The sequence below is a fragment of the Mesorhizobium sp. M0106 genome (assembly GCF_040322715.1).
Taxonomy (GTDB): domain Bacteria; phylum Pseudomonadota; class Alphaproteobacteria; order Rhizobiales; family Rhizobiaceae; genus Mesorhizobium.
Genome location: NZ_JAMYUA010000002.1, coordinates 65,702 through 91,728 on the forward strand (window position 1 = coordinate 65,702; position 26,027 = coordinate 91,728).

Here is a 26,027-nt window from a genome sequence, read left to right on the forward strand (position 1 = left end):
CGGGGCCTAGATCGAAACGTCCGCGATGGCCGCCTTGGCCATCGCGAGTTGGGCGGGAGCGACGGAGAGGTCACGCAGGCCGGTTTCGAGCAGCGCCGGGATCGAGGCGGGGTCGCCGCCGGCATCGCCACACAGGCTGACCGGGATATTATGCTCGCGGCCGAAGGCGGCAACCGAGGCGATCAGCCGGAGCACGGCCGGATGCCTGACGGAATTCAAATGTGCGACCGACGCATTGTCGCGCGCGGCGGCCATCACGTATTGGGTCAAATCATTCGAACCGATCGAGAAGAAAGCGGCCTTGGCGAATGCCTCCGGTGCGATGGCCACCGACGGCACCTCGACCATGATGCCAAGCGGCGGCATTTTGTGCGCGATGCCGCGCGCCAAAAGGTCAGCCTGCTCCTCAGCGAACAGCGCGGTGGCGTGTTCATACTCTTCCGGAACGGCGATCATCGGGAACATCACCTTCAGATTGCCGTGCATGGCGGCACGTAGCAAGGCGCGGATCTGCACACCAAAGACCTCCGGACGCATCAGCGACAGCCTGATCCCGCGCAGGCCAAGGAATGGATTACCTTCCTCGACGGTCAGGCCCGGCACAGGTTTATCGCCGCCCGCATCGACAGTACGGATCGTCACCGGCCTGTCGCCTGCCCATTCCAGCACTCTACGGTAGGCGCGATATTGCGTCTCCTCGTCCGGCAGCGTCTTGCCGAACAGGAATTCGGTCCGCATCAGCCCGACACCGTCGCACGCCGCAGCATCGATGCGGTCGACATCGGACGGATCGGCAATATTCACCTGCACGTGGACCGCTATGCCGGTCTTCGTTGCTGCCGGCCTTGTCAAATAGGCTGCCGCTTTGTCGCGATGCGCCGCGAAAGACGACGACGATCGCCGGAATGCGTCGATCTCCACTTTCGAAGGCGCCAACACGATGCCGCCATGTTCGGCATCGAGCAGTGCGATTCCGGCAAGGTGAGCCGGCGAAGCACCGGGCCCGGCTACCCCACGCGCTACGAGCCCCAACCCCACCACCATTGGCACGCCGCGTGAGCGTGCCAGCATTGCGACATGACTTGCGGCACTTCCGGCCGCAAGTGCTATGCCGCCGCCGGCACTCCAGTCGGTTTCGAGGAAGCGCGTCGGTGCGATATCCTCGCCGTAGAAGATCGCACCTGCCGGCGCGGCAATGTCGCCGCCCCCGGCAAGCGCGCGTAGCACCTGGTCGCGTATGTCGCGCATGTCGGCCGCGCGCGCCCGGAAATAGTCCTGCTCGGATGTTTCATAGCCGGCTATCTCGGCGTCGAGCGCTTTTCGCCAAGCCACATCAGCAGCCATGCCCTCGGCAATTCGCTCAAAGGCCGGGCCGGTCAGCGCGTCGTCCTCCAGCATGGCGAGCTGGAATTCGAGGATACCGGCCGCCTCGCTGTCGCTGGTTTCCATCAATGTCGCGAGCCGGCCTGCGGCAATGGAGATGGCGGCCTCAAGCGCCGCCTTCTCGTCCGCGGCAGTCGCCTTGCGGACATAACGCACAGCAGCCTGGTCCAGATTGAACAGCGGCCCCTCGGCATAGCCGGCCGATGCCGAAATGCCCTGCAGCCTAAGCGGTTCGGGCATGGTCCTTGCCTTCGTCGAAATCGCGCCGCACCAGCTCGACCAGTGCGCCGACCGCCTCGCCGGCGCCGTCCCCTTTGGCTCTGATATGCAGGACAGTGCCTTTCGGCGCTTTCGCCGCCATCACCTTGACGATGCTCTTGGCGTCGAACCATGGCCCGTTGGCGGCGAGCGCAATCTCGACGTCGGCCGAAAACGTCTTGGCAAGCTTGGTGAACTTCACCGAAGGACGCGCATGCAGTCCCACCTCATGGGTGATCAGGACGCTGGCTTCGGCTGCTGCGGACATGCTTGTCAAAATTCCCGTTCGTTCACGACGGCGACAATTCGTGCGCCGTCGCCACCACTTCCCTGAGCGAGGCGCCGCCGGAAGCCTCGGTCGCCGCCATCACCGCGCCTTCGACGATCGGCGCATTGCAGACGATGATCTTCTGGGCGCGTGGTTCGCCGATCATCTCGACCGCCATCTCGCTATTGGTCTCGGCACCGCCGAGATCGACGAGGATCGCGACCCCCGCCTCCGACCAGGCCTTGTCGATGGCGCCCATGATCGCCTCGACATTGGTTCCCAGCCCGCCATGGCCGTTTCCGCCGCACCATGCAAGCGGCACTTCGTTGCCGACCATCTGCCGCACCATGTCGGCGGTGCCTTCGGCGACCAGCGGCGAATGCGATACGATGACGATGCCGACATTGCTCATGCGCGCCTCTCGATTGCCTCGGCTACGGCCCGCACCAGAAGCGCAGTCGAGCGTGCGCCGGCATCCATATGACCGATCGAACGGTCGCCAAGGAATGAGGCGCGTCCACGCAGCGCCTTCATCGGCACGGTCGCGTCGGCCGCGTTGTCGGCGATCTCGACGATGTCCGCTGCCGTCTTTCCCTGCAGCAGGGCCTCATGCACCGGCTGCAGCACGTCGAGCATGGTTTTTTGCCCGGCCTGCGACTTGCCTCTGGCGGCAACCGCTTCGATCGCCTTGCCGAAGGCCGCCGCCAGGTCGGCGCGACCCGGCGCGGCGGAAATCTCCTTGCCGAGCGCCATGAACAGCGTGCCGAACAAGGGACCGGAGGCTCCGCCGACGGTCATCACCAGTTTGGTGCCGATCGCCTTCAGCGCCTCGGGCAACGGCTTTGCCGCAACCGCGCCGGCCTCGGCCCGCACTGCCTCGAAGCCGCGTTTCATGTTGAGCCCATGGTCGCCGTCGCCGATGGCCTGGTCGAGACTGGTCAGCTCTTCGGCATGTGCGGCGATCGTGTTTGCCGCCGCCTCGATCAGCCTGAAAATATCCGCTGCCGCCATATCACCCATGCTCCTGGCCCCTGCGCTGCCGGCAGTACGAGAAAATTGCATATCCGGCAATTGAAGCATTCTTTTCCCCAGTCAAGCGGGTTCGAGCAACGCAGCGAGGGCAGTGAAGACCTCGGCGACGGCAAAGGCGCCGGGGTCGACCACGCCGTCGAGCTGGCTGCCAATATAGGCGGACCGCCCGGCCTTGGCCTTACGCATGGCAGCGGTGGCCTCGGCTCCGCGTTGCGCCGCGACCGCCGCATCTTCCAGACTCCCCCTATCCAGCGCCCTCAAGGCGGGTTCCAGGGCATCGATCATCGTGCGATCGCCGACCCTCGCTCCACCATAGAAGGACATCCGATCGAGGCCGGCGAGAAGCGCCTTGGGAAGCGTTTCGCCAGATTCCAGCGCCTGCGCGGCGGCGGTGAAGAAGATCGACAACAGCACGCCGCTAGAGCCGCCCATGCTGGCGCTCAGGATGTCGCCGACGACGGCGAGCGTTGCGGCAGGGTCAGCGAGCGGCAGTGTCGCAATGCGGCCAAGCACGCTGCGCGCACCGGCCGCCACAGTCGATCCGGTGTCACCGTCTCCCGCCTTGGCATCCAGTCCGTTCAACGCGCCTTCAAGCGAGATCAGCCGTTCGCAGACCGCGACAACCAACCGGTCGGTGCGTGCGTCCTGGCTGGCTTTCGACGCGTTGTTCGGGCCGGCGGCTTTGGCCATCGGCACGACGCTGGCTTGGCGAACGGCTCTTGCCGGCAGCCAGGCGTGGGGGCCTACCGGCGCCCGCAACGCCGCTTCGCGCGACGCATCGAGCCGGATCAGCGACAGGGAAAAGCCGTTCATGTTGAGCGCGGTCATAAGCTGCCCGGGCCCGATTGTCAGCGTCACCTTTTGCGCCAGCGGTGAAGCCAGTACCGCATTGGCGACAAGCAACATTTCCAGCGGTGGCACCGAACCGAGATTATTGATCAGCAAGGCGTAGTGGCTGACCGGATCAAGCCGCGCGGCAAGGCGCTCCGACATGATCGCAACCAGCCTTTCGGCACTTTGCACCGCAATCCGCTCAACGCCCGGTTCGCCATGGATGCCGAGGCCGAGTTCGGCATCGTCCGCCCCGAATCTTTCTTCATGGCTCTGGCCGGGGATCGAGCAGGATGACAGCGATATGCCGAGCGAAACGATATCCGCCGCCACTGCCCGCGCCGCCCCGGCAATCGCCGCCAGGTCAATGCCGGCTTCCGACTGGTGGCCGGCGATCTTGTGCACGAACAAGGTGCCGGCCAGGCCACGCGGCTGGGCAATGTCCGGCAGGGCGATATCGTCGGCGACAATCACCATCTCGACCCGGAAGCCTTCGGCGCGCGCCTTCTCGGCTGCCAGGCCGAAGTTGAGGCGATCGCCGGTATAGTTGTTGACGATCAGCAGACACCCGGCGGGACCGGTCACCGCGCGGATGGCGGCCAATACCGCTTCCACGCTCGGCGAAGCAAAGATCTCGCCCGAAACCGCCGCCGTCAGCATGCCAATGCCAACAAAGCCGGCATGGGCAGGTTCGTGCCCGGCCCCGCCGCCGGAAATGACCGCAACCTTGGTCTTATCCCAGTCCGCGCGGAGAATGACCTTGATCTCGGGATAGCCGTCGAGGCGAGCGAGATCGCCGGCGCCGGTAGTATCGAGGAAGCCGTCCAGGGCCTCAGTTACGATCGTATCCCTGCGATTGAAAAAATGCTTCATCGAATTGGTCCAGTCCGGTGCCCGAAATTGCCGGTTGAAAGGTGCCAGGAAAACACTCGCGCAGCGCTCACATCAGCCGTCGCCCATCGGGGCCGAAATACAGCGGCGAGCGATAGCGGATCATGATCTTGTCGCCCTGAGCCAGGTCGGTGTCGGGGTCGGTTAGCGTCACCAGCTTCCTGGTCCCCACCGTCACATGCAGATGGTTCTGGTCGCCGAGATGCTCGACCCAATCGACGACGCCGTCGGCATGGCCGTTCGCCGCCTTCTCGATCGAAAGATGTTCGGTGCGAGCACCGATCGTCTTTGTTCCCGCCGGCGCGCCGCCATCCGGCAGCAGTCCGACCGGCAACAAATTGATTGCCGGTTGGCCGAGCCGTGCGGCGACGTGTAGGTTTGCCGGCTCAGAATAGATCGCGCGCGGGGAACCGATCTGCACCAGCACGCCGTCGGCGAGAATGCCGATGCGGTCGGCCATGGTCATCGCTTCGATCTGGTCGTGCGTGACGTAGAGCATTGTGGCGCCGAGTTCCGCCTGGATGCGCTTCAGCTCTAGCCTGAGATCGGCGCGCAGCTTGGCGTCGAGCGACGACAGCGGCTCGTCCATCAGGTAGATCGACGGCTTGCGCACCAAGGCGCGGCCGATGGCGACGCGCTGCATCTCGCCGCCAGAGAGTTTGGTCGAGCGATTATTCAGCTTGTGGTGGATGCGCACCATCTTGGCCACGTCCTCGACGCGGCGGCGGATCTGATCCTCCGGCATTTTCCGTGCTGGCGAGCGCAGCGGAAAGGCGAGGTTGTCGTAAACCGACAGATGCGGATAGAGCGAATATTGCTGAAATACGAAAGCGGTGTCGCGCTCGGCCGGCGACAGCGTCGTCGTGTCGTGGCCGGCAATATGGATCGAGCCCGCTTCCGGACGCTCCAACCCGGCGATCAGCCTGAGCGTCGTCGTCTTGCCGGCGCCGGTCGGCCCGAGCAGCACGACGAATTCCCCGTCGGCGATATGCAGGTCGAGATTGTCGACGGCGACATGCTCGCCAAAAGCCTTGGTCACGCTTTTGATGTGAACGTCAGCCATGATGTGCTCTCCCCTGGGAGGCCGAGTCATGGATTTCGGTGCGCACCGCACGCCCGGATCCTTTTGCGAACAGCGACAGCCGCGCGCTGCTCAGCGCCAGGCCCACATGATCGCCCGGATTGAGCCGGATTTCGGCCGGCACCCTGGCCTTGATGATGCCGTCCGCTGTCTCCACCGCGACGATCTGAGTGGTGCCGAGATATTCCGTGCCGTAAATAGCACCGCGCAGCTTCGAAGCGTCATCGAAGCGGATGTGCTCCGGTCGGATGCCAAGCGCCATCTCGGCCGGCGCGACGTCCTCGCGGATCTCCGGCACGGCCACCTTCGCGCCTTGCACAACAATTTCCCTGGCGCCCTTTGAAAGCCCGCCGCCGAAGCCGAGGAAATTCATCGGCGGCGAGCCGATGAAGTCGGCGACGAACATCGTCGCCGGCCGGTCGTAGATCTCGCGCGGCGTGCCGAACTGCTCGATGACGCCGTGGTTCATCACCGCGATCTTGTCGGCCATCGACATCGCTTCCATCTGGTCATGCGTGACATAGACGGTGGTGGCGTGAATGCGGTTGTGCAGTTCTCGCAATTCATGGACCATCAGGTCGCGGAATTCGGTGTCGAGCGTGCCGAGCGGCTCATCCATCAGGAAGCATTTTGGCCGCCGTACGATGGCGCGGCCGAGCGCCACGCGCTGGCGATCGCCGCCGGCAAGCCCGGAGACCGATTTGTTGAGCAGATGGTCGATCCGCAAAAGCTTCGCCGTCTCCTCCACTCGGCTCCGGATTTCAGCGCCTGGCACGCCTTGCGCCAGCAGTGGAAAGCCGATGTTCTTCCGCACATTCATGTGCGGATAGAGCGCGAACAGCTGGAAGACGAAGGCGATGTCGCGCTCGCGGGCACGCCGCATGGTGACGTCCTCGCCGCCAAGCAGGATCTTGCCGCCGGTTGGCAGTTCGAGCCCGGCGATCATGCGCAACGTCGTCGTCTTGCCGCAGCCGGACGGCCCCAGCATGACGAAGAATTCGCCGTCCTCGACGACGAAGTTGGAATCTTGCACGGCGACGAAATCGCCGAATGCCTTCCTCAGATGTTCGACCCTGATCTCGGCCATCGTCTACTCCGGAAATTTCGAGACGATGATGAACATCGCCGTGCCCGCAAGCATGGTGATGAAGGAATAGGTGTAGAGCACCAGTGCGAAGGGCTGGAACAGCATCAGGAAGCCGATGGCGATGATCGCGGTGGCGACGTTTTCCATCAGCCCGCGCCTGGCCCAGACGGGCCAGCGCGATTTGCGTTTTGCGGTCATGCTCATTTACGCACCGCGCCAAAGGTGATGCCGCGCAGCAATTGCTTGCGAAGCAGGATGGTGAAGACCAGGATCGGCACCAGAAAGATCGTCGTGCCGGCCGCGACCGCCGGCCAGTCCTGACCGCCTTCGCCGATGATGGTCGGAATGAAGGGCGGCGCGGTCTGCGCCGTGCCCGAGGTCAGCAGCGCAGCGAAGGCATATTCGTTCCAGGCAAAGATCAGGCAGAAGATGGCGGTTGCGGCAATACCGGTGGTCGCCTGCGGCAGCACCGTGCGCCAGAACGCCTGCAGCCTGGTGTAGCCGTCGATCATCGCCGCTTCTTCATATTCGCGCGGGATCTCGTCGATGAAGCCTTTCAGCAGCCACACCGCCAAGGACACGTTGACCGCCGTATAAAGCAGGATCATGCCGAGAGCCGTGTCCGACAGGCCAAGCTCCCGGTACATCAGGTAGATCGGGATGGCGACCGCGATCGGCGGCATCATCCGCGTCGACAGGATGAAGAACAGAAGGTCGTCGGCGAGCGGCACCTTGAAGCGCGAAAAACCATAGGCCGACAGCGTGCCGAGGAAAACCGCGCAAAACGTCGAGCCGAACGCGATAATCAGCGAATTGACGAAGCGCGGCATGAAGTTGGACGGGCCGGCGATCACCATATTGCGCTTGCGCACCGTCTCGTCGCACAGGCCCGTCGCCGGTCCCAGCGAGTTGATGTATTCCGGTGTTTGCCGAGTCCGGGTCGAGAACAAATTGCAGTAGCCCTCGAGGCTGGGCTGGAACAGGATCTTCGGCGGATAGGCGATCGAATCCGGCGGCGTCTTGAAGCTGGTGGCGAAGATCCACAGCAGCGGCACGATCGAGATCAGCGCGTAGGCGACGATGATGGCGCCGGCGACGCGCTTCGACGTGGCCGACGGCGCGACAACGGAATGGGCTGACGTCAGGCTCATCTCTGCTTCACCTTGTTGAGCGCCTTGACGTAGATGTTTGCGAGGCCAAACACTGCGACGAACAGGATGATGGCGAAAGCCGAGGAATAGCCCGTCCGCCAGCTTTCGAAGGCCTGCCGCTTCAGCGTGATCGAGGCCACTTCGGTGGTCGATCCCGGCCCGCCGCCGGTGAGCAAATTGACCATGTCGAACATCTTGAAGTTCTCGATGCCGCGAAACAGCACCGCCAGCATGATGAAGGGCAGCGCCATCGGCAGCGTGATCGACCAGAACTGCCGCCAGTTGGAGGCGCGGTCGACCTCGGCCGCTTCGTAGATGTATTCGGGGATCGAGCGCAGGCCGGCGAGGCAGATCAGCATTACGTAAGGCGTCCACATCCAGGTGTCGACGATGATGATCGACCATGGCGCCAGTGACACGTTGGAGAGCATGCTGATCTCGGTTGCCGGAATGCCGGTGACGAACGAAACGGCGTAGGCGAACAGCCCGATCTGCGGCTCGTAGAGAAAGCGCCAGAAATTGCCGACCACCGCCGGCGATAGCATCATCGGCACCAGGATGATGGTCGTCCAGAAGGCGTGGCCGCGGAACTTGCGGTCGATCAGCCAGGCCAGAGTGAAGCCGATCAGCGTCTGCAGCAGGATGGTCCAGAACACGAAATGCGCCGTCGTCTGCATGGCGATCCAGATGTCCTGGTCGGCGAGGATGCGCTTGTAGTTGGCCAGCCCGAGGTTCTTCACAACCTCGTTGGGCCGATTGGCGCGAAAATTGGTGAAGGACAGATAGATTGCCCAGAACAGCGGAAAGATGTTGATAGCTAACAGCAACAGGATCGTCGGCGAGATGAACAGCCAGGCGAGGCCCTTGTCGCTGATGCCCCGGACCTTGCGGGCCAACGGCTCGGGCGTAGCCCGGGCAACGCTGTCCGCCGTCCGATTGAGCATGGTCAGTCCTGCTTCGGTCACTTGGCTCGTCTCTGACAATGGAATTTATCTGAACTGTGTCCCGTGCCAAGTGGCACGGGACGGTTCGGTCATGGGCTCGGGAGGAGCCGGTTACATCTTGCCCCGGCTACATCTTGCCATCGTCCTGGAAGACCTCGGTCCAGTCCTTGACGAGGCCGTCGAGCGCATCCTTGGCCGAGCCTTGCCCGGCAACGACATAGTCGTGGAAGCGCTTCTGCGATGCCTGCAACAGCGGGGCATAGCTCGGCTCGGCCCAGAAGTCCTTCACGATGGCCATCGAGTCGAGGAAGGTCTGCGCATAGGGCTGGCTGGCCGGGAAGGCGGGGTCCTTGACGACCGCGTTGAGGCAGGAATAGCCGCCGAGCGACCACCATTTGGACTGCACGTCCTTGTTGGCGAACCATTTGATGTATTTGAGCGCGGCTTCCTGCTTGTCGGAATAGGAGACCACCGAGATGCCCTGGCCGCCGAGCTGGGCGAACTGGTCCCCGTCCGGACCTTTGGGATTGACGAAATAGCCGATCTTGTCGCCGCCGACATTCTCGTCCTTCTGCAGGCCTGGCCAGGTGAAGGCGAAGTTCATGTGCATCGCCACCTGGCCGGATTTGAAGGCATCAACGCCTTCGCCCATGTAGCTGTTCGAGGCGCCGGGAGGGGTGCAGCAATCGTAGAGGGCTTTGTAGAACTCCAGGCCCTTCACCGATTTATCGGAGTTGACGAAGCCTTCCATCTCGTAGGGTTTTTTCGGGTTTTCGTACTGGAAGCCAAAGCTGTAGAGCACGTCCATGGCGCCCATGGTGATGCCTTCCGAGCCGCGCTCGGTGTAGATCGACGCGCCATAGACGGTCTTGCCGTCGATGTCGCGCTTCTGGAAGAATTCGGCGATCTGCTTCAATTGGTCGAAGGTCGTCGGCGGGCCGAGATCCCAGCCGTACTTTTCCTTGAATTCCTTCCGCAGCTCCGGCTTGGAGAACCAGTCCTTGCGGTAAGTCCAACCGACGACGTCACCCATGGCCGGCAGCGCCCAGTAATTCGGCGAGTTCTTCGGCCATTCCGAATAGCCGACGACGGTCGCCGGCACGAAATCATCCATGCTGATCTTCTCCTTGTCGAAGAAGTCGTTCAGCTTGACGTAATGGCCGTTCTCGGCGGCACCGCCGATCCACTGGCTGTCGCCGATGATGAGGTCGCACAGCTTGCCGTGCGAATTCAGCTCGTTGAGAAAGCGATCGGCATAGTTGGTCCACGGCACGAATTCGAATTTCATGCCGATGCCGGTTTCCTTGGTGAAGTCCTTGGACAATTCCACAAGCGCGTTGGCCGGGTCCCAGGCTGCCCAGCAAAGCGTCAGATCTTCTGCCTGCGCGACATTCGAAACGGCTGTCGACGCAAAGAGTGTCGATGCCAGTCCCAACGCCAATTTCAAGGTCGATTTCATGCCTTCCTCCCATTTGCGAAACACGTCCGGATGACGGTTTCAAGAGCCCGCTAAACCCCTCCTCCGGGGCCCAAACACAACGACGCGGCGGCGCACCGGATGTTTAGTAATTTGTTTAGTGATGCAATTTTTACTAAACAAAGCAAGCGAATTCGTTGCTGCACCGCAGCATGCTGGACAGGAAAGCAACGTGAGAAGTTGCGGCGACCTGTCTAGGTCACCGTCTTGTTGCTGACAGCCACCGGACGGATCACTGGGGCCGGCGGCAGCAGCGCGCGGATATCGGCGAAGGGGAAGACTGGCTCGAAGCGGAAGGCCTCGGCAAACGATCCGGCCGGGCCGTTGCACTGGCCGGCGCGAAAGGCGTTCTGCGTGCGCGCCGCGTCGACGAAACGCTCGGGATCCTGCGACTGGTGCGCCCGGATCGCCTCCGCCTTGAGATCGAAATGCCTGGAGGTGTCGACGTAGTGCGTTGGCGAAAACCCGGTGCCGCCGAACGTGTCGGCATGTAGCACCGGCACCGAGAATGACGCTGCGATGCGCACGCCATCCGACAGCGCGCGGTGGTCGCCATGATAGTCGTTCGGCGCATGCGTTATCACCAGATCCGGCCCTATCTCGCCGATCAGTGCTTTGAGCGCCCCGATCAGCGCGGCATCCGCGACCAGCCCGCCATCGGGAAAGTCAAGGAAGCGCGGCGTCACGCCAAGCAGGCCGGCCGCCGCCATCGCCTCCTTGCGGCGCGTGCGGGCCAGCGCTGACGGATCGCCGTAGCCGCCCCTGGTGCCATCCGTGGCTATGGCAAAAAAGAGTTCTGCGCCTTGCGCGGCATAGGCCGCCATCGTACCGAACATGAAGATCTCGATGTCGTCCGAATGCGCGCCAAGCGCCAATATCTTCACTCTCATCTCTCCCGGAAATGGAAAAACGTGCCTAACGGAATTCTGCTCGCGCTCATCGCCTATGCAAGCTATTCGTGCAGCGACGCCGTTGTCAAAAGCCTGGGCGGGCAGTTCAACGTCTTCGAGATCGGCTTCTTCTCGACATTGTTTGCCGGCTGCTTTCTGCTCTTTGCCAGGCCGGCAGGCGAGCGCTGGCTCGATTTCTGGCGCACCAACCGGCCCTGGGCGGTACAGGCCCGGGCCTGGGCCGGCATCGCCTCGGGCGTGCTCAGCGTCTATGCCTTCACCACCATCCCGCTGGCGGAAGTCTATGCGCTCATCTTTCTGGCGCCGCTGTTCGTCACCATCCTGGCCACGCTGGTCCTCAAGGAGAAGGTCGGCCCGTGGCGGTGGCTGGCGGTGGTCGCCGGCTTTGCCGGGGTCATGCTGGTCGTCAGGCCGGGGTTTCGCGAATTGCATCTTGGTCATCTGGCGGCGTTCATCATCGCCTTCCTGGCCGCCACCAATGTGATCCTGATGCGTTCGCTCGCCGCGCAGGAAAAGCGCACGACGATGCTCGGCGTGCTGATCGGCTACGGCCTGCTCTTCAACGGCGCCGGTGCGGCGGCCACCTCGTTCTCGTTGCCGGATGGCAGGCAATGGGCCTGGCTGGTACTGGCCGGCGCCTTTACCGCCGGCGGCCAGCTGTTGCATCTGCTGGCGGTCAAATACGCACCGGCCAACCGCATCGCGCCGACGCATTACTCGCAGATCGTCTGGGCGGTGGTTCTGGGTGCGCTGTTCTTCAGGGAATATCCGGATTTTCTGTCGCTGGTCGGCTTGGCCGTGGTCGGCGGTTCCGGCCTGCTGACCATGGTGCGCGAGGAGGTGCGGCTCGGCACGGTGCGCTGGAACCCGTTTTCGCGGACCAGGCTTTGAGTCGGCGCCGAGGTTGCGCCGCGACCGCCACCGCTGATATGCGGTTGCTGCCAACTGGCTGCACAGCATAGCACAATGACGACAAAACCCTTGCCGGACCTGGCGGTCTCCGTTGTCTTGCCGGCGCTCAATGAAACGCTGAGCCATGGTAACAGCGCCGTGCTGGTGGCGCCGCCCGGTGCCGGCAAGACGACGCTGGTTCCACTGGCGCTGCTCGACGCTGAATGGCTCGGCGCCGGAAAGATCATCCTGCTCGAGCCGCGCCGCCTCGCCGCCCGCGCTGCCGCCCGCCGCATGGCCGAATTGCTCGGCCAAGAGCCCGGCGAAACCGTCGGCTATGCCATGCGCATGGAAAACCGCAGTTCCGCAAAGACCAGGGTTCTCGTCGTCACCGAAGGTGTGCTGTCCCGCATGATCCTCGACGACCCGGAACTGCCTGGTGTCGCGGCGGTGCTATTCGACGAGTTCCACGAACGCTCGCTCGACGGCGATTTCGGGTTGGCGCTGGCGCTTGACGTGCAGGGTGCGCTGAGGCCCGAACTCAGATTGCTGGTGATGTCGGCAACGCTCGACGGCGCGCGTGTCGCAAAATTGCTGTCCGGCGCGCCGGTGATCGAGAGCGCAGGCCGCGCCTTCCCGGTCGACATCCGCTATGACGAGCGGCCGGCCGGCGTCACCATCGAGGACGCCATGGCCAAGGCGATCCGCTGGGCGCTTGCCGGGGAGGAGGGCAGCGTGCTCGCTTTCCTGCCCGGCCAGCGCGAGATCGAGCGCACCGCCGAGCGGCTGGCGGGCAAGGTCGGCGCCGATACCGACATCGTGCCGCTCTATGGTATGCTCGACAACAAGGCGCAGGACGCGGCGATCAAGCCGGCGCCGCTCGGCCGCCGCAAGGTCGTGCTGGCGACGTCGATCGCCGAAACCTCCATCACCATCGACGGCGTGCGCGTCGTCATCGATTCCGGCCTGTCGCGGCTGCCGCGCTATGAACCGGCGAGCGGCCTGACGCGGCTGGAGACGGTACGTGCTTCCCGCGCTTCCGCCGACCAGCGCGCCGGCCGTGCCGGGCGCACGCAGCCGGGCGTCGCCATCCGGTTGTGGCGGGCCGAGCAGACGGCGGCCCTGCCGGCCTTCACGCCGCCGGAAATCCTCGAGGCCGATCTTTCCGGCCTGTTGCTCGATAGCGCAGCGTTCGGCGTCGCCGATCCGACCAGTCTATCCTTCCTCGACCCCCCACCGGCTCCGGCGCTCACCGAGGCGAGGGTACTGCTACGTGCGCTCGATGCTGTCGATGCGGCAGGACGCCTGACGGATGCCGGTGCCGCGATGCGCCGGCTGGCGCTACCGGTGCGGCTCGCCCATATGGTCGCCGAGGCGGCAAGGACCGGAGAGGCGCTCGAGGCGGCGATGCTCGCCGTATTATTGACAGAGCGTGGCCTTGGCGGCGATGGTGCCGATCTCGAACGGCGGCTGCTGCGCTTTCGCGCCGAAAGATCGCCGCGCGCCACCGCCGCCCGGCAGCTGGCTGAGAGGCTGGCAAAGCAGGCTTCACCCTCCCCCTCGAGGAGAGGGTCGGCGAGCGAGCCGAGCGCAGCGAGACGAGGGAGACGGGGCGGGGTCGTCGATGGCGTGCCCGAACCGACCCCACCCCGATCCGCTACGCGGATCGACGCGCCGGGGCGAGCCACGGGTCTCGCCCGTCCTTCCGACCCCCTCAAGGGGGAGGGCAGCACAGCCGGCGCTCTCCTCATCCATGCCTGGCCGGATCGGGTCGCCAAAGCGCGCGGCGAGCGTGGCCGCTTCGTGCTTGCCAACGGCTCGGGCGCCATGCTCGACGCCTCCGATCCGCTGGCCGGCGAGACCTGGCTCGTCGTCGCCGACCTGCAGGGCAAGGCGCAGAACGCCCGCATCACCGCAGCGGCAGCCATCGATGAGGCCGACATCCGCACTGCGCTGGCGGAAAAGATCGAGGCCCGCCGCGAGGTGAGCTTCCACCGCGACAGGCGCGCGGTGCGGGTGCGCGAAACGGTTCGCCTCGACGCCATCACGCTGTCCGAACGCATGCTGCCGGCGCCGACCGGTGCCGACGCGGATCGCGCCATCCTCGACGCCTTGCGCGAACACGGCCTGTCCCTGTTGCCGTGGAACAGAGAGGCGGAGACGTTGCGGCAGCGGCTCGGCTGGCTGCATCGCGGCCTCGGCGTGCCATGGCCCGATGTCTCCGATGCCGCGCTCCTCGAGCGCCTCGACGACTGGCTGCTGCCGTTCCTTTCCGGCGCGGCATCCTTTGCGGCAATCGATCCCAGCGTGCTTTCGCAAGGCCTGATGACGCTGGTGCCGCACGAATTGCAGCGCAAGATCGACACATTGGCGCCGACCCATTTCGACGCGCCGTCGGGCAGCCGGCTGCCGATCCGCTATGACGGCGAATGGCCGGTGCTGGCGATCCGCGTGCAGGAACTGTTCGGCCTCGACCGGCATCCGGCGATCGCCAACGGCACTGTGCCGCTGACGCTCGAATTGCTGTCGCCGGCGCACCGGCCGATCCAGACGACGCGCGACCTGCCCGGCTTCTGGCGCGGCTCCTGGGCCGATGTGCGGGCAGAGATGCGCGGCCGCTATCCCAGGCATGTCTGGCCGGAGAACCCGCTTCTCGCCGCCGCCACCAGCCGGGCCAAGCCGCGCGGTACCTGATGCTTCCAGACTGTCATCCCGAACCGAGGGCCGGCTTCGGCGGTTTTTCGGAAAAGACCTCCGGCTGTTTCCCCTCTATAATCACTGGCCATGATAAACATCCTGCACGCACCCGACTTCCAGCAAAGCCAGCGGCTGCGCCTCAACACGCTGATCAGGTTGCGCTGGCTTGCCATCGTCGGCCAGAGCCTGACCGTGCTTGTCGTCGCTTACGGGCTGAAATTTCCGCTGCCGGTCAGCATGTGTTTTGCGCTGATCGCCTGTTCGGCCTGGATGAACCTTTTGCTGACCTTCCGCTATCCGGCGGCGCATCGGCTTACCCCGTTCTCGGCCTTCGCCATCCTGACCTTCGACAGCCTGCAGCTTGCCGGCCTGCTCTACATGACCGGCGGACTCACCAATCCGTTTTCGCTGCTGATGACCGTGCCCGTCGTCGTCTCGGCGACGTCGCTGCCGCTGCGGCTGACCGCCATGCTCGGCGCGCTGGTGATCGTGGCGGCGACGCTGCTGGTCTTTTACCACCTGCCGCTGCCATGGCATGAGGGCGCGCCATTGGCGATGCCGTTCATCTATGTCGCAGGCATGTGGATGGCGGTGTTCTGCTCCATCGCCTTTACCGCGATCTATGCCTTCCGGGTGGCCGAGGAGGCGCGGCTGCTTGCCAACGCGCTTGCCGCCACGGAATTGGTGTTGCAGCGAGAGCAGCATCTCTCTGCCCTCGACGGCCTCGCCGCGGCCGCCGCGCACGAGCTCGGCACACCGCTCGCCACCATCACACTTGTCGCCAAGGAAATGGAGAAGGCGCTTGGCGAAGATCCGAAATACGGCGAGGACGTGAAGCTGCTGCGTTCGCAGAGCGAGCGCTGCCGCGAAATCCTGAAGCGCCTGACCAGCCTGTCCTCCGAGAGCGAGGTGCACCTCTCGCGCCTGCCGCTGACCTCGCTGGTCGAGGAGGTGACGGCGCCGCACCGCGATTTCGGCATTTCGATCAAGCTTCGGCCGGGCGAGCGCATCGGCCCGGAACCGGTGGGCCGGCGCAATCCCGGCGTCATTTACGGCCTCGGCAATCTGGTCGAGAACGCGGTCGACTTCGCCCGCAACAGCGTGACAGTGCGCTGGAACTGGAATGAGGCCGCCGTCAGCTTCTCGATCATCGACGACGGGCCGGGCTTTCCACCGGAGATCATCGACCGTATCGGCGAACCCTATATGTCGACGCGACAAGGCACCGAAGCTGGCGGCGGCCTCGGCCTCGGCCTATTCATCGCCAAAACCTTGCTCGAACGCTCCGGCGCGACGCTCGATTTCCGCAATTCAAGCGAGCCCGGCGAGGGCGCTATCGTGCAGATATCGTGGCCGCGCAGCGTCTTCCTCAATCCCGAGCAGGCTTCGGCCACCATGTTCGACACGGCCTAAATTGGACAATAGCGTTGCGAAACTATATTTGCGTAAAAATCAGGCAGCAGGATTTTCAGCACGATGAGTACTGACGAAACGATTGGCGCAATGGTCGAAGGCGAGGATACCTCGCTGCTGATCGTGGACGACGACAAGCCGTTCCTGACGCGGCTTGCCCGCGCCATGGAAACCAGGGGTTTCGTGGTCGAGACGGCGGAGAGCGTCGAGGAGGCGGTTGCCAAGGCGCGCGCCAATCCGCCGGCCTATGCGGTGGTCGACATGCGGCTGGCCGACGGCAACGGCCTCGACGTCGTCGCCGCGATTCGCGAGAAGCGCGACGACGCCCGCGCCATCATCCTCACCGGCTACGGCAACATCGCCACTGCGGTGACGGCGGTAAAGCTCGGCGCCATCGACTATCTGTCGAAGCCGGCCGATGCCGACGATATTTTTGCCGCTCTGACCCGCACCGCGGGCGAACGCGCAGCGCCGCCAGAAAATCCAATGTCGGCCGATCGCGTGCGCTGGGAACACATCCAGCGCGTCTACGAAATGTGCGACCGCAACGTCTCGGAAACCGCACGCCGCCTGAACATGCATCGCCGCACGCTGCAACGCATCCTCGCCAAGCGCGCGCCGCGCTAAAGGGCTCTCATTACAGGCTTGCCCGGCCAGCGCTGTTTGCGCATCATCGCTTGGCGGTGTCGGACCTTGCCGCTGATACGACGGAGGCGACATGCAGGACGAAAAGCGGCTGGTCTCCATGCTGCGCGAATTCCTCGACAGCGAGGCGGCCGGCGGCCTCATCCTGATGGCTGCGGCGGCCTTGGCCCTGATCGTCGCCAATTCGCCGCTGGGCGAGGCTTATTTCTCCGCCCTCCATGCCTATCTCGGACCGCTCAGCGTCTCGCACTGGATCAATGACGGCCTGATGGCGGTGTTCTTCCTGCTGGTCGGCCTCGAGATCAAGCGCGAAATGCTTGACGGCCAGCTGTCGACCTGGCCGCGCCGCGTGCTGCCCGGCATCGCCGCCGCCGGCGGCATGGCAGCGCCGGCACTGGTCTACGTCGCCATCAACCGCAACAATTCAGCCGCTCTGTCCGGCTGGGCGATCCCAACCGCCACCGATATCGCCTTTGCGCTCGGCGTGCTGTCGCTGCTCGGCAGCCGCGTCCCGGGCTCGCTGAAGATATTCCTCACCGCGCTCGCCATCATCGACGATCTCGGCGCGGTGCTCATCATCGCGGTGTTCTATACCAGCGGCCTCTCGCTCGCCTATCTCGGCGCCGCCTTCGCCGTGATCGCGCTGCTGGTGGTGCTCAACCGCATGCGGGTGCTGACGCTGCTGCCGTACATCTTGCTCGGCATCGTTCTGTGGGTTTTGGTGCTCAAATCGGGCGTCCATGCGACGCTCGCCGGCGTCGCGCTGGCCCTCACCATACCGCTGAAGATATCGCCGGGCAGCGGCCATGATCTCGACCATTCGCCGCTGCACCGGCTCGAACACGGCCTGCACAAAGTCGTCGCCTTTTTCGTCATCCCGATTTTCGGCTTTGCCAACGCCGGCGTCTCGCTCGCCGGTCTCAGCGCTGCCGCCCTGGCCGAGCCGCTGACGCTCGGCGTCGCCGCCGGCCTCGTCTTGGGCAAGCTGGTCGGCGTGTTCGGGTCTTCCGCGCTTGCCATCCGGCTTGGCTTCGCCGATCTGCCGGTCAATGCCGGCTGGCTGCACATGGTCGGCATTTCGCTGCTCTGTGGCATCGGTTTCACCATGAGCCTGTTCATCGGCCTGCTCGCCTTCGCCAGCGACGCCGCCCTGCAGGACGCGGTCAAGGTCGGCATCCTCGCCGGCTCCTTCATCGCCGCGCTCCTCGGCGCCGCTGTGCTGCTGGTGGCGCCGGCCGCAGGCGAGGCGGAGGAGGCGGAAGAATAGGCGTCTCCTCGCGGGCGCTACCCGTGAGCGACCATGACGTGGCGGACGGCGGTATAGTCCTCCAGCGCGTAGAGCGACATGTCCTTGCCGTAGCCGGATTGTTTTAACCCGCCATGCGGCATCTCGTTGGTCAGCATGAAATGGGTATTGATCCAGGTGCAGCCATATTGCAGCCGGGCCGCCGTCGCCATGGCGCGCGAAACATCCTTGGTCCACACCGACGACGCCAGGCCGTAGTCAGAGTCATTGGCCCAGTTCACCGCTTCGTCGACTTCGGAAAAGCGGGTGACCGAGACCACCGGACCGAACACTTCGCGGCGCACGATCTCGTCCTCCTGCAGCGCGCCGGCGACGACGGTCGGCTGGTAGAAGAAGCCGGAGCCCTCGCCCGGCTTGCCGCCCGTGGTGATCTCGATGTGCTTGAGCTCAGAGGCGCGCTCGACGAAGCTCGAGACGCGGTCGCGCTGGCGACGCGAGATCAGCGGGCCGATCTCGTTTTCGGTATCGTCAGGACGATCATACTTGATGGTCGAGACGGCAGCGGAGAGGTCGGCGACGAGCTTGTCGTAGATCTTCTTGCCGGCGTAGATGCGGCAGGCGGCGGTGCAGTCCTGGCCGGCATTGTAATAGCCGAAGGCGCGCAGGCCGTTGACCACCGCGCCGAGATCGGCGTCGTCGAAGACGATGACCGGCGCCTTGCCGCCGAGCTCGAGATGCGTGCGCTTGACCGATTTGGCGGCAGCCTGCAGCACCTTCTTGCCGGTGGCGACGTCGCCGGTGATCGAGATCATGTTGACCTTCGGGTGGTTGATCAGCGTGTTGCCGACGCTGTCGCCACGACCGAGCACGACGTTGACGACGCCTTCCGGCAGGATCTCGGCAAGGATTTTCGCCAGCTTCAGCGCGGTCAGCGGCGTCTGTTCCGACGGCTTGAAGACGACGGTGTTGCCGCCGGCAATCGCCGGCGCCAGCTTCCAGGCCATCATCATCAGCGGATAGTTCCACGGCGCGATCGACGCGACAACGCCGATGGCGTCGCGGCGGACCATCGAGGTGTGGCCGGGAATGTATTCGCCGGCGACCTGGCCGGGCATCGAGCGGACCGCGCCGGCAAAGAAGCGGTAGCAGTCGACGATCGCCGGGATCTCGTCATTGAGCACGGCATTGATCGGCTTGCCACAGTTCAGCGCCTCGAGCGCCGCGAAATCCTGTGCAGCAGCCTCGATGCGATCGGCGATCTTCAGGAGATAGCCGGCGCGCTGCGCCGGTGTTGTGCGGGACCAGGTGACGAAGGCTTTTTCGGCAGCAAGCACGGCCGCCTCGATCTGCGCTGGGCTGGCCTCAGGCAGATTGAGGATGGTCGCCCCGGTCTTCGGGTTGAGGATCGGCTCCTCGGTTTCGGTGCCTTTTTCGAATTTCGAGCCGATCAGCATCTGCGTGTCCATGGAAGTCTCTCCCTTATGAACGAGATCATTTGCCCGAACCGGCGATCTGGTCGCCGTCGCGGGTCAGGTAATAGGCAGCGAGGATGGGGAGCAGCGTCACCAGCACTACCACCATCGCCACGACATTGGTGACCGGACGCTGGCGCGGACGGATCAATTCTTCGAGCATCCAGATCGGCACCGTCTGCTGCTGGCCGGCGGTGAAGGTGGTGACGATGACCTCGTCCAAGGACAGCGCAAAGGCAAGCATGCCGCCGGCCAGCAGCGCGGTTGCGATGTTGGGCAGCACGACATGCCGAAAGGTCTGGAAACCATCGGCGCCGAGATCCATCGACGCCTCGATCATCGAGCCGGAGGTGCGACGGAAACGGGCGACCGCATTGTTGTAGACGACGACCACGCAGAAAGTGGCGTGGCCGAGCACGATCGTCCAGAACGAGAACGGGATTTCGGCCAGCGCGAAGGCCGAGCGCAGCGCGATGCCGGTGATGATGCCGGGCAGCGCGATCGGCAGGATGACCAGCAGCGAGATGGTTTCGCGGCCGAAGAATTTTGTGCGGGACACGGCGGCTGCGCACAGCGTGCCGAGGATCAGAGCGATGGCAGTCGAGATCGCCGCGACCCGCACAGACAATGACAGCGCCTGCCAGACGTCGGGGCGGTTCCAGGTGACGGCGAACCATTGCGTGGTCAGGCCCGGCGGCGGCCAGACGAAGCTCTTCTCCTCGGTGGTGAAGGCATAGACGAAGATCAGCAGGATCGGCAGGTGCAGAAAGAGCAGGCCGCCGGTGGCAGCGAGCTTCAGGCCGATCGGCGCAGATGGGCCACGGTCAGAGCGCATCGAAAGCCCCCATGCGCTTGGCGCCCCAGAGATAGAAGCCCATGATGACGATGGGCACCACGGTAAAGGCGGCGGCGAGCGGGATGTTGCCGGCGGTGCCTTGCTGCGAATAGACGGCCTGGCCGATGAACAGCCGCGAGGTGCCGATGATCTGAGGAATGATGTAGTCGCCGAGCGTCAGCGAGAAGGTGAAGATCGAGCCGGCAACGATGCCGGGCAGCGCCAACGGGAACAGCACGTTGCCGAAGGTCTGGCCGGGCGAGGCGCCGAGATCGGACGAAGCCTCGACCAAATTGCCCGGCACGCGCTCGAGTGCGGCCTGCACCGGCAGGATCATGAATGGCAGCCAGACATAGACGAAGACGACGAAGGTGCCGGTTGAGGAGACCGACAATGAGTTGCCGCCGACGATCGGCAGCGATAGCCAGGCATCAAGCAGCCAGAGAAGATGCAATTTGGCCAGCAGCCATGTCAGGATGCCTTCCTTGGCCAGGATCAGCTTCCAGGCATAGATCTTGACCAGGTAGCTCGACCACAGCGGCAGCATGACGCCGAGATAAAACAGCGCCTTCCAACGGCCACGCGCATAGCGCGCCGCGTAATAGGCGATGGGAAAGGCGATGACCGCCGCAGCCAGCGTCACCAGCGCCGCCATCGTCACCGTGCGCAGGATGATGTCGAGATTGGCGGCCTGCAGCAGGTCGCCATAAGTCTTCAGCGTGAACTCGCGGTTGATGAGGCCGGAGAACTCATCGATCGAAAAGAAGCTCTGCAAAAGCAGCGCAAACAGCGAGCCGATATAGACGATGCCGAGCCAAAGAACCGGGGGTAGCAGCATCAGGAGCAGCAAGAATTGCGGCCGGCGCCAGAAGAGATCGGAGAGCCCGCCGCGTACGCCGCCACTACCCGGCAGGATGGCGGGGGCCGTGGCCCGCGGCATGGCAGCGTCCAGGCTCATCCTGGCTCGTCCATCAGATGCAAATGCTCGCGGTTGAAGGTGAGCACCACCGCCTCGCCTTCCCGGGGCAAGGCAGCACCCGCCGGCACGATGGCATGCAGCCGCAAGCCCTCTGCATCGAGCGCCAGTCTTGTCGTGGCGCCGAGATAGTTGGTCGAGACCAGGCGGGCGGCAACCCCTTCGCCGTTGGCCCGGCCAATACGGATGGATTCGGGCCGCAGGCTGCCCCAGCGATGCTGGCCGGCATAGCGCTGGACGAAATCCGGCGGCAGCACGTTGGACGAGCCGACGAAATCGGCGACGAAGCGGGTCTTGGGGCGCTGGTAGATGTCTTCCGGCGTGCCGATCTGCATGATCTTGCCGTCATTGAAGACGGCCACGCGGTCGGCCATCGACAGCGCTTCGCCCTGGTCGTGGGTGACGAACACGAAGGTGATGCCGAGCGCCTTCTGCAGCGATTTCAACTCCTCCTGCATGTTTTCGCGAAGCTTGAGGTCGAGGGCGCCGAGCGGCTCGTCGAGCAACAGCACCTTGGGCTGGTTGACCAGCGCACGGGCGAGCGCGACGCGCTGGCGCTGGCCGCCGGAAAGCTGGCCAGGGCGACGGGCGCCGTAGCCGGGAAGCCGCACCAGCGCCAGCGCTTCTTCCGCCGCCTTTTGCCGCTCCGGTCTGCCGACGCCCTTGACCATCAGCCCATAGGCGACGTTGTCGAGCACGTTGAGATGCGGGAACAGCGCATAATCCTGGAACACGGTGTTGACGTTGCGGCGATAGGGCGGCACGCCCTCGGCGCGTTCGCCGAAGATCGAGATCGAGCCCGCCGTCGGCTGCTCGAAACCGGCGATGAGGCGCAGGCACGTCGTCTTGCCCGAGCCGGAAGGCCCGAGCATGGCGAAGAACTCGCCCGGCACGATGTCGAGATCGACCGCGTCGACGGCACGCACGCTGCCGAAATGGCGAGAGACGTTTTGGAAGGAAACGGCGGAGGTCATGGGGCTGTCCTGATCTGTCAGGCTCATCAAATTTCAGGCGGTAGCGCTGCCTCTCATCCGCCTGCCGGCACCTTCTCCTCGTATAGTGGACGGGGAGAAGGGAGGCGCTCCAACGCTGGCGACCCCCCGTTCTTCACGGGGAGAGGGTAAGGGTGAGGGGCAGCGCCGAGCTTCGTAGGTGAGGCGAACTCACCGCCCGCCGATGACGCCGATATAGTCCGACACCCAGCGGTAATAGGGCACGCACTGGTCGTTCTGGGTGGCGCATTTCGAGACCGGCGTCTTCCAGAACTTGATCTTGTCGAAATTGTCGTACCCGTTGGTCTTGCAGCCTTCCTCCCCGAGCAGTTCGTTGCCCTTGCAGGCGGCGGGCACAACCGGCAGCGAGCCGAACCAGGCGGAGACGTCGCCCTGCACTTTTGGCGACAGCGAATGCTCCATCCACATGTAGGCGCAGTTCGGGTGGGCAGCATCGGCCTCCATCATCGTGGTATCGGCCCAGCCGGTGACGCCCTCCTCGGGGATAGTCGAGGCGACCGGCTTCTTGGCCGCGATCAGCGTGTTGACCTGGTAGGGCCAAGAACCGGAGGCGACGACGCCTTCGTTCTGGAAATCGTCGACCTGGATGGCGGCGTCGTGCCAATAGCGTCCGACCAGCGTACGCTGGACCCGCAGCAGGTCGAGCGCCGCCTTGTACTGATCCTCGGTCAGTTCGTACGGATCCTTGATGCCGAGCTCCGGTTTGTGAGCCATCAGGTAATTGGCGGCGTCGGCGATGTGGATCGGCCCGTCATAGGCCTGGACGCGGCCCTTGTTCGACTTGCCGTCGGGAAGCTTCATTTCCTCGAAGACCACGTTCCAGCTCTTCGGCGCCTCCTTGAACACTTCGGTGTTGTACATCAGCACGTTCGGCCCCCACTGATAGGGGACGCCGTAATGGACTCCGCCGACGGTGAACCAGGGCGCATCCTTCAGCCGGTCGTCGACCGTCTTCCAGCTCGGGATGAGGTCGGTGTTGATCGGCTGGACGCGCTTGCCGGCGACCAGACGCAGCGAGGCATCGCCCGAGGCGGTGACCAGGTCGAAACCGCCCTCGTTCATCAGCGAGACCATCTCGTCGGAGGTGTTAGCGGTCTTGACGTTGACCTTGCAGCCGGTTTCCTTCTCGAAGGACGTGACCCAATCATAGCCCTTGTCGGTTTCGCCGCGCTCGATATAGCCCGGCCAGGCGACGATATTGACCTCGCCTTCGCCTTTGCCGAGCTCCTTGACCTGGGCGATGGCCTGGCCGGAGAAGCTCAGCGCGACCGTTAAGGCAGTGCATGATTTCAGCAATGAATTCATCGTCGATCTCCCATTTTGCATGACCTCGAAACCGGTTTCGGGTTTCGGAAGAAGATCATGCGCCCGTTCAAAAACGTTGGATGCGCGGCTCTGAAAGCCCGATGCGAAAACTAAAAGTCTTAGAGCGTACTATGTGCGTCCAATTGGACGCACGTCGCTCTAACGGCAGCTTTGTTCCCTGACCGAAAAGTGCTGCGAAATTTCCGGTTTCGCAAATTCATTTATCAGAAAGCCGATATCGGTTTTTCCGATACGTCAGCGGCCGATCTTCTCGGGCCGTTGGCGCACCATGCGCTGCGACTGGGCAAGTCCGATGAAGTCGCGCGCCGCCTGCGGCAGGCCGGAGCCGCGCCGCCAGACCATGCCGACCTGGACGACTGGTAACGACCCCGAAATATCGCGCGATTCGATGCGGTCGCCTTCCAGCGACCATGGCCGGTAGACGAGGTCGGGCAGCAGCGCCACGCCGGCGCCGGTAGCGACGAGGCTGCGCACCGCTTCGACCGAGCGGGTGCGGAAGGCGACATGCGGCTTGGCGCCGATTGCCGTCAGCAGCTTTCCGGTGTTCTCCTCGATCTCGTCGACGGTCAGCATGATCAGCGGTTCCGAGGCGATGTCGCCGATGCCGATGATGTCGGCACCGGCCAAGGGATGGCCGAGCGGCAGCCACAGCCGATAGGCCGAGACTTCGAGGATTTCGGACTGCAGTGCCGTGCGGTCGCGCAGGTTCGAGGTGACCATGACGGCAATGTCGAGCTTGCCGCCAATTAACAGGTGCTCGAGATAGTCGCCATTGTCCTCGATCGCCGAGACCTCGACACCCGGATAGGCGCGGCGGTAGCGGGCAAGAAGATCGGAAAGCACATAGCCGGCGACCAGCGAGGTGACGCCAAGTTGCAGCCGCCCGCTTGCCGCGGCCTGTTCGCCGAAGAAGGCGCGGCGCGCATCGGAAACGTCGGCCAGGATCTTTCTCGCATGGCGCAGGAACTGGTGGCCTTTGTGGGTGATGTTCAAGCCGCGCGGGTGGCGCTCGAACAGCTCGACGCCGAGATCGTGCTCCAGCTCCTTGATCGCCTCGGTGACCGAGGATTGCGAGATCGACAGGTTCTGGGCGGCGCCCGACACTGTGCCCTGCTCGGCGACGGCGATGAAGAACTGCAATTGGCGGATGGTGAAAGCCATGGCCGGACTAAACACGGCAGAGGCGGCGCTGGGAAGTGGGTGCTGGCGCAGATCTCCCGATGGTGCTCCCGATAAGAGCTCAGCCCTCGCTTCCGCCATCGGCAATGCTGAGTCGTGCGCCGGCCTGGGCAAGGGCGGCGGCGATGTCGTGCGGCGGCGGACGGTCGGTCGCGAGTTCGGAAAAGCCGCCGAAGCCGCAGACCTGAACAAGGCCCTGGCGGCCGAATTTGCTGTGGTCGGTGACGACAAGCGAACGCTGGCCGCGCGACAGCACCATGCGGGCGAATTCGGCCTCTTCCAGATCATAGTCCATGACGCCGGTGACGGCATCGACCGCACCGGTCGATATCACTGCATGGCTGACGGAAAAGCGGCTGACGAATTCGATGGCCGAGACGCCGAAGGCAGCACCGGAATCGCTGCGCAGCTCGCCGCCGGCCATGTAGACCTTATTGCCGTTGACGGTGGCCAGCGTGCGGGCGATGTCGGAGGAGTTGGTGACGACCGTCAGCCGCCGGTGGCCGAGCAGTTCCCGGGCCAGGAAAGAGGTGGTGGTGCCGGTGTCGAGCATGATCGATTCGCCGTCGCGGATGGTGGCGGCGACCATGCGCGCTATTGCCCGCTTGGCATCGGCGTTCTCGCGCATGCGCCGCTCGAACGGCGCTTCGCCGGCAATCGACGGCAGGCCGACGGCGCCGTGCATCTTGAGGATGGAACCGTCGCTGGTCAGTGGCTTGACGTCGCGGCGTACTGTCTCCAGCGAGACGCCCAGCCGGTCGGCCAGGCTCGCAATGGTCACGGTGCCTTCCTCCTTGAGGAGGCGCAGGATTTCGCCATGCCGCTTCGAGTGGACCATCGGTTCCATCCGGTCGGATTGTTGCACCGCTGACCGTTTCTACGGCATAAATGCCACTAACTCCAAGGAATTTAGCAAAATTCGGGCAAAAAACCAGAAAATACCACAATTTCGCGTTGACAACGCCTCCAGCGTGGCGCGACATTATCGCTGTGACAGGCTCGGAACGGAGGACGGAGGCT

At 64.2% G+C, this 26,027-nt stretch carries 24 protein-coding genes; 5 read left to right on the plus strand and 19 right to left on the minus strand.

The window, feature by feature from the left end; translation table 11 throughout:
- Positions 1–6 precede the first annotated feature (6 nt).
- The 12 genes from ptsP to NKJ55_RS02155 all read right to left on the minus strand — a co-directional run bounded on the left by ptsP (position 7) and on the right by NKJ55_RS02155 (position 11,287).
- Entirely contained in the window at positions 7–1,623 is a 1,617-nt protein-coding gene (gene ptsP / locus NKJ55_RS02100) for a phosphoenolpyruvate--protein phosphotransferase (protein WP_352448465.1), read from the minus strand.
- Positions 1,607–1,909, minus strand: coding sequence for an HPr family phosphocarrier protein (locus tag NKJ55_RS02105; RefSeq protein WP_023676329.1), 303 nt, complete (start codon positions 1,907–1,909; stop codon positions 1,607–1,609). The genes ptsP and NKJ55_RS02105 overlap by 17 nt, the downstream gene beginning before the upstream one ends.
- A 22-nt stretch (positions 1,910–1,931) precedes the next feature.
- Entirely contained in the window at positions 1,932–2,321 is a 390-nt protein-coding gene (dhaM, locus tag NKJ55_RS02110; protein WP_352448466.1) for a dihydroxyacetone kinase phosphoryl donor subunit DhaM, read from the minus strand.
- The gene (dhaL, locus tag NKJ55_RS02115) at positions 2,318–2,920 is read right to left on the minus strand and encodes a dihydroxyacetone kinase subunit DhaL (RefSeq protein WP_352448467.1); all 603 of its coding nucleotides are present in this window, start codon (positions 2,918–2,920) and stop codon (positions 2,318–2,320) included. Before dhaL ends, dhaM begins: the two co-directional genes overlap by 4 nt.
- 81 nt (positions 2,921–3,001) lie before the next feature.
- Complete coding sequence (locus NKJ55_RS02120) at positions 3,002–4,645, minus strand: dihydroxyacetone kinase subunit DhaK (RefSeq protein WP_352448468.1); 1,644 nt, start codon at positions 4,643–4,645, stop codon at positions 3,002–3,004.
- A 67-nt stretch (positions 4,646–4,712) separates the two neighbouring features.
- Positions 4,713–5,726: an ABC transporter ATP-binding protein gene (locus NKJ55_RS02125; protein WP_352448469.1), complete on the minus strand. Its 1,014-nt coding sequence runs from the start codon at positions 5,724–5,726 to the stop codon at positions 4,713–4,715.
- Entirely contained in the window at positions 5,719–6,831 is a 1,113-nt protein-coding gene (locus NKJ55_RS02130; protein ID WP_352448470.1) for an ABC transporter ATP-binding protein, read from the minus strand. The genes NKJ55_RS02125 and NKJ55_RS02130 overlap by 8 nt, the downstream gene beginning before the upstream one ends.
- Positions 6,832–6,834: 3 nt before the next feature.
- Positions 6,835–7,035, minus strand: coding sequence for a hypothetical protein (locus tag NKJ55_RS02135; RefSeq protein ID WP_023676334.1), 201 nt, complete (start codon positions 7,033–7,035; stop codon positions 6,835–6,837).
- A complete protein-coding gene (locus NKJ55_RS02140) occupies positions 7,032–7,982 on the minus strand; it encodes a carbohydrate ABC transporter permease (RefSeq protein WP_352448471.1) in 951 nt (316 codons plus the stop codon). Before NKJ55_RS02140 ends, NKJ55_RS02135 begins: the two co-directional genes overlap by 4 nt.
- Entirely contained in the window at positions 7,979–8,926 is a 948-nt protein-coding gene (locus tag NKJ55_RS02145) for a carbohydrate ABC transporter permease (RefSeq protein WP_031211681.1), read from the minus strand. The genes NKJ55_RS02140 and NKJ55_RS02145 overlap by 4 nt, the downstream gene beginning before the upstream one ends.
- Before the next feature lie 127 nt (positions 8,927–9,053).
- Positions 9,054–10,385, minus strand: coding sequence for an ABC transporter substrate-binding protein (locus tag NKJ55_RS02150; protein ID WP_352448472.1), 1,332 nt, complete (start codon positions 10,383–10,385; stop codon positions 9,054–9,056).
- 212 nt (positions 10,386–10,597) lie between these two features.
- Positions 10,598–11,287 carry a PIG-L deacetylase family protein gene (locus NKJ55_RS02155; RefSeq protein WP_352448473.1) on the minus strand — a complete coding sequence of 230 codons (690 nt, stop codon included), beginning with the start codon at positions 11,285–11,287 and terminating at the stop codon, positions 10,598–10,600.
- 27 nt (positions 11,288–11,314) lie between these two features.
- On the opposite strand from NKJ55_RS02155, the gene NKJ55_RS02160 reads away from it, so the two are divergent.
- The 5 genes from NKJ55_RS02160 (at position 11,315) to nhaA (ending at position 18,227) form a co-directional block, all read left to right on the plus strand.
- Positions 11,315–12,205, plus strand: coding sequence for a DMT family transporter (locus NKJ55_RS02160; RefSeq protein WP_352448474.1), 891 nt, complete (start codon positions 11,315–11,317; stop codon positions 12,203–12,205).
- 75 nt (positions 12,206–12,280) lie between these two features.
- Complete coding sequence (gene hrpB, locus NKJ55_RS02165; RefSeq protein WP_352448475.1) at positions 12,281–14,899, plus strand: ATP-dependent helicase HrpB; 2,619 nt, start codon at positions 12,281–12,283, stop codon at positions 14,897–14,899.
- 90 nt (positions 14,900–14,989) lie between these two features.
- A complete protein-coding gene (locus NKJ55_RS02170; protein ID WP_352448476.1) occupies positions 14,990–16,315 on the plus strand; it encodes an ActS/PrrB/RegB family redox-sensitive histidine kinase in 1,326 nt (441 codons plus the stop codon).
- 63 nt (positions 16,316–16,378) lie between these two features.
- Positions 16,379–16,942: an ActR/PrrA/RegA family redox response regulator transcription factor gene (locus NKJ55_RS02175; protein WP_023676342.1), complete on the plus strand. Its 564-nt coding sequence runs from the start codon at positions 16,379–16,381 to the stop codon at positions 16,940–16,942.
- 91 nt (positions 16,943–17,033) lie between these two features.
- The gene (gene nhaA / locus NKJ55_RS02180; protein WP_352448477.1) at positions 17,034–18,227 is read left to right on the plus strand and encodes a Na+/H+ antiporter NhaA; all 1,194 of its coding nucleotides are present in this window, start codon (positions 17,034–17,036) and stop codon (positions 18,225–18,227) included.
- Between the two features lie 17 nt (positions 18,228–18,244).
- Here nhaA and NKJ55_RS02185 read toward each other — a convergent pair whose 3' ends face one another.
- The 7 genes from NKJ55_RS02185 to NKJ55_RS02215 all read right to left on the minus strand — a co-directional run bounded on the left by NKJ55_RS02185 (position 18,245) and on the right by NKJ55_RS02215 (position 25,845).
- On the minus strand, positions 18,245–19,672 hold the full coding sequence (locus NKJ55_RS02185; RefSeq protein ID WP_352448478.1) for a gamma-aminobutyraldehyde dehydrogenase: 1,428 nt from the start codon (positions 19,670–19,672) through the stop codon (positions 18,245–18,247).
- A gap of 25 nt (positions 19,673–19,697) precedes the next feature.
- Positions 19,698–20,513, minus strand: a complete 816-nt coding sequence (locus NKJ55_RS02190) for an ABC transporter permease (protein ID WP_352448479.1) — start codon at positions 20,511–20,513, stop codon at positions 19,698–19,700.
- On the minus strand, positions 20,503–21,453 hold the full coding sequence (locus NKJ55_RS02195) for an ABC transporter permease (RefSeq protein ID WP_352448480.1): 951 nt from the start codon (positions 21,451–21,453) through the stop codon (positions 20,503–20,505). The genes NKJ55_RS02190 and NKJ55_RS02195 overlap by 11 nt, the downstream gene beginning before the upstream one ends.
- A 14-nt stretch (positions 21,454–21,467) precedes the next feature.
- The gene (locus NKJ55_RS02200) at positions 21,468–22,463 is read right to left on the minus strand and encodes an ABC transporter ATP-binding protein (RefSeq protein WP_352448481.1); all 996 of its coding nucleotides are present in this window, start codon (positions 22,461–22,463) and stop codon (positions 21,468–21,470) included.
- A gap of 189 nt (positions 22,464–22,652) precedes the next feature.
- Entirely contained in the window at positions 22,653–23,807 is a 1,155-nt protein-coding gene (locus tag NKJ55_RS02205; RefSeq protein ID WP_352448482.1) for an ABC transporter substrate-binding protein, read from the minus strand.
- 255 nt (positions 23,808–24,062) lie between these two features.
- Positions 24,063–24,989, minus strand: a complete 927-nt coding sequence (locus NKJ55_RS02210) for a LysR family transcriptional regulator (protein WP_023676350.1) — start codon at positions 24,987–24,989, stop codon at positions 24,063–24,065.
- Positions 24,990–25,068: 79 nt separating this feature from the next.
- Positions 25,069–25,845: a DeoR/GlpR family DNA-binding transcription regulator gene (locus tag NKJ55_RS02215; RefSeq protein ID WP_352448483.1), complete on the minus strand. Its 777-nt coding sequence runs from the start codon at positions 25,843–25,845 to the stop codon at positions 25,069–25,071.
- Positions 25,846–26,027: the final 182 nt, after the last annotated feature.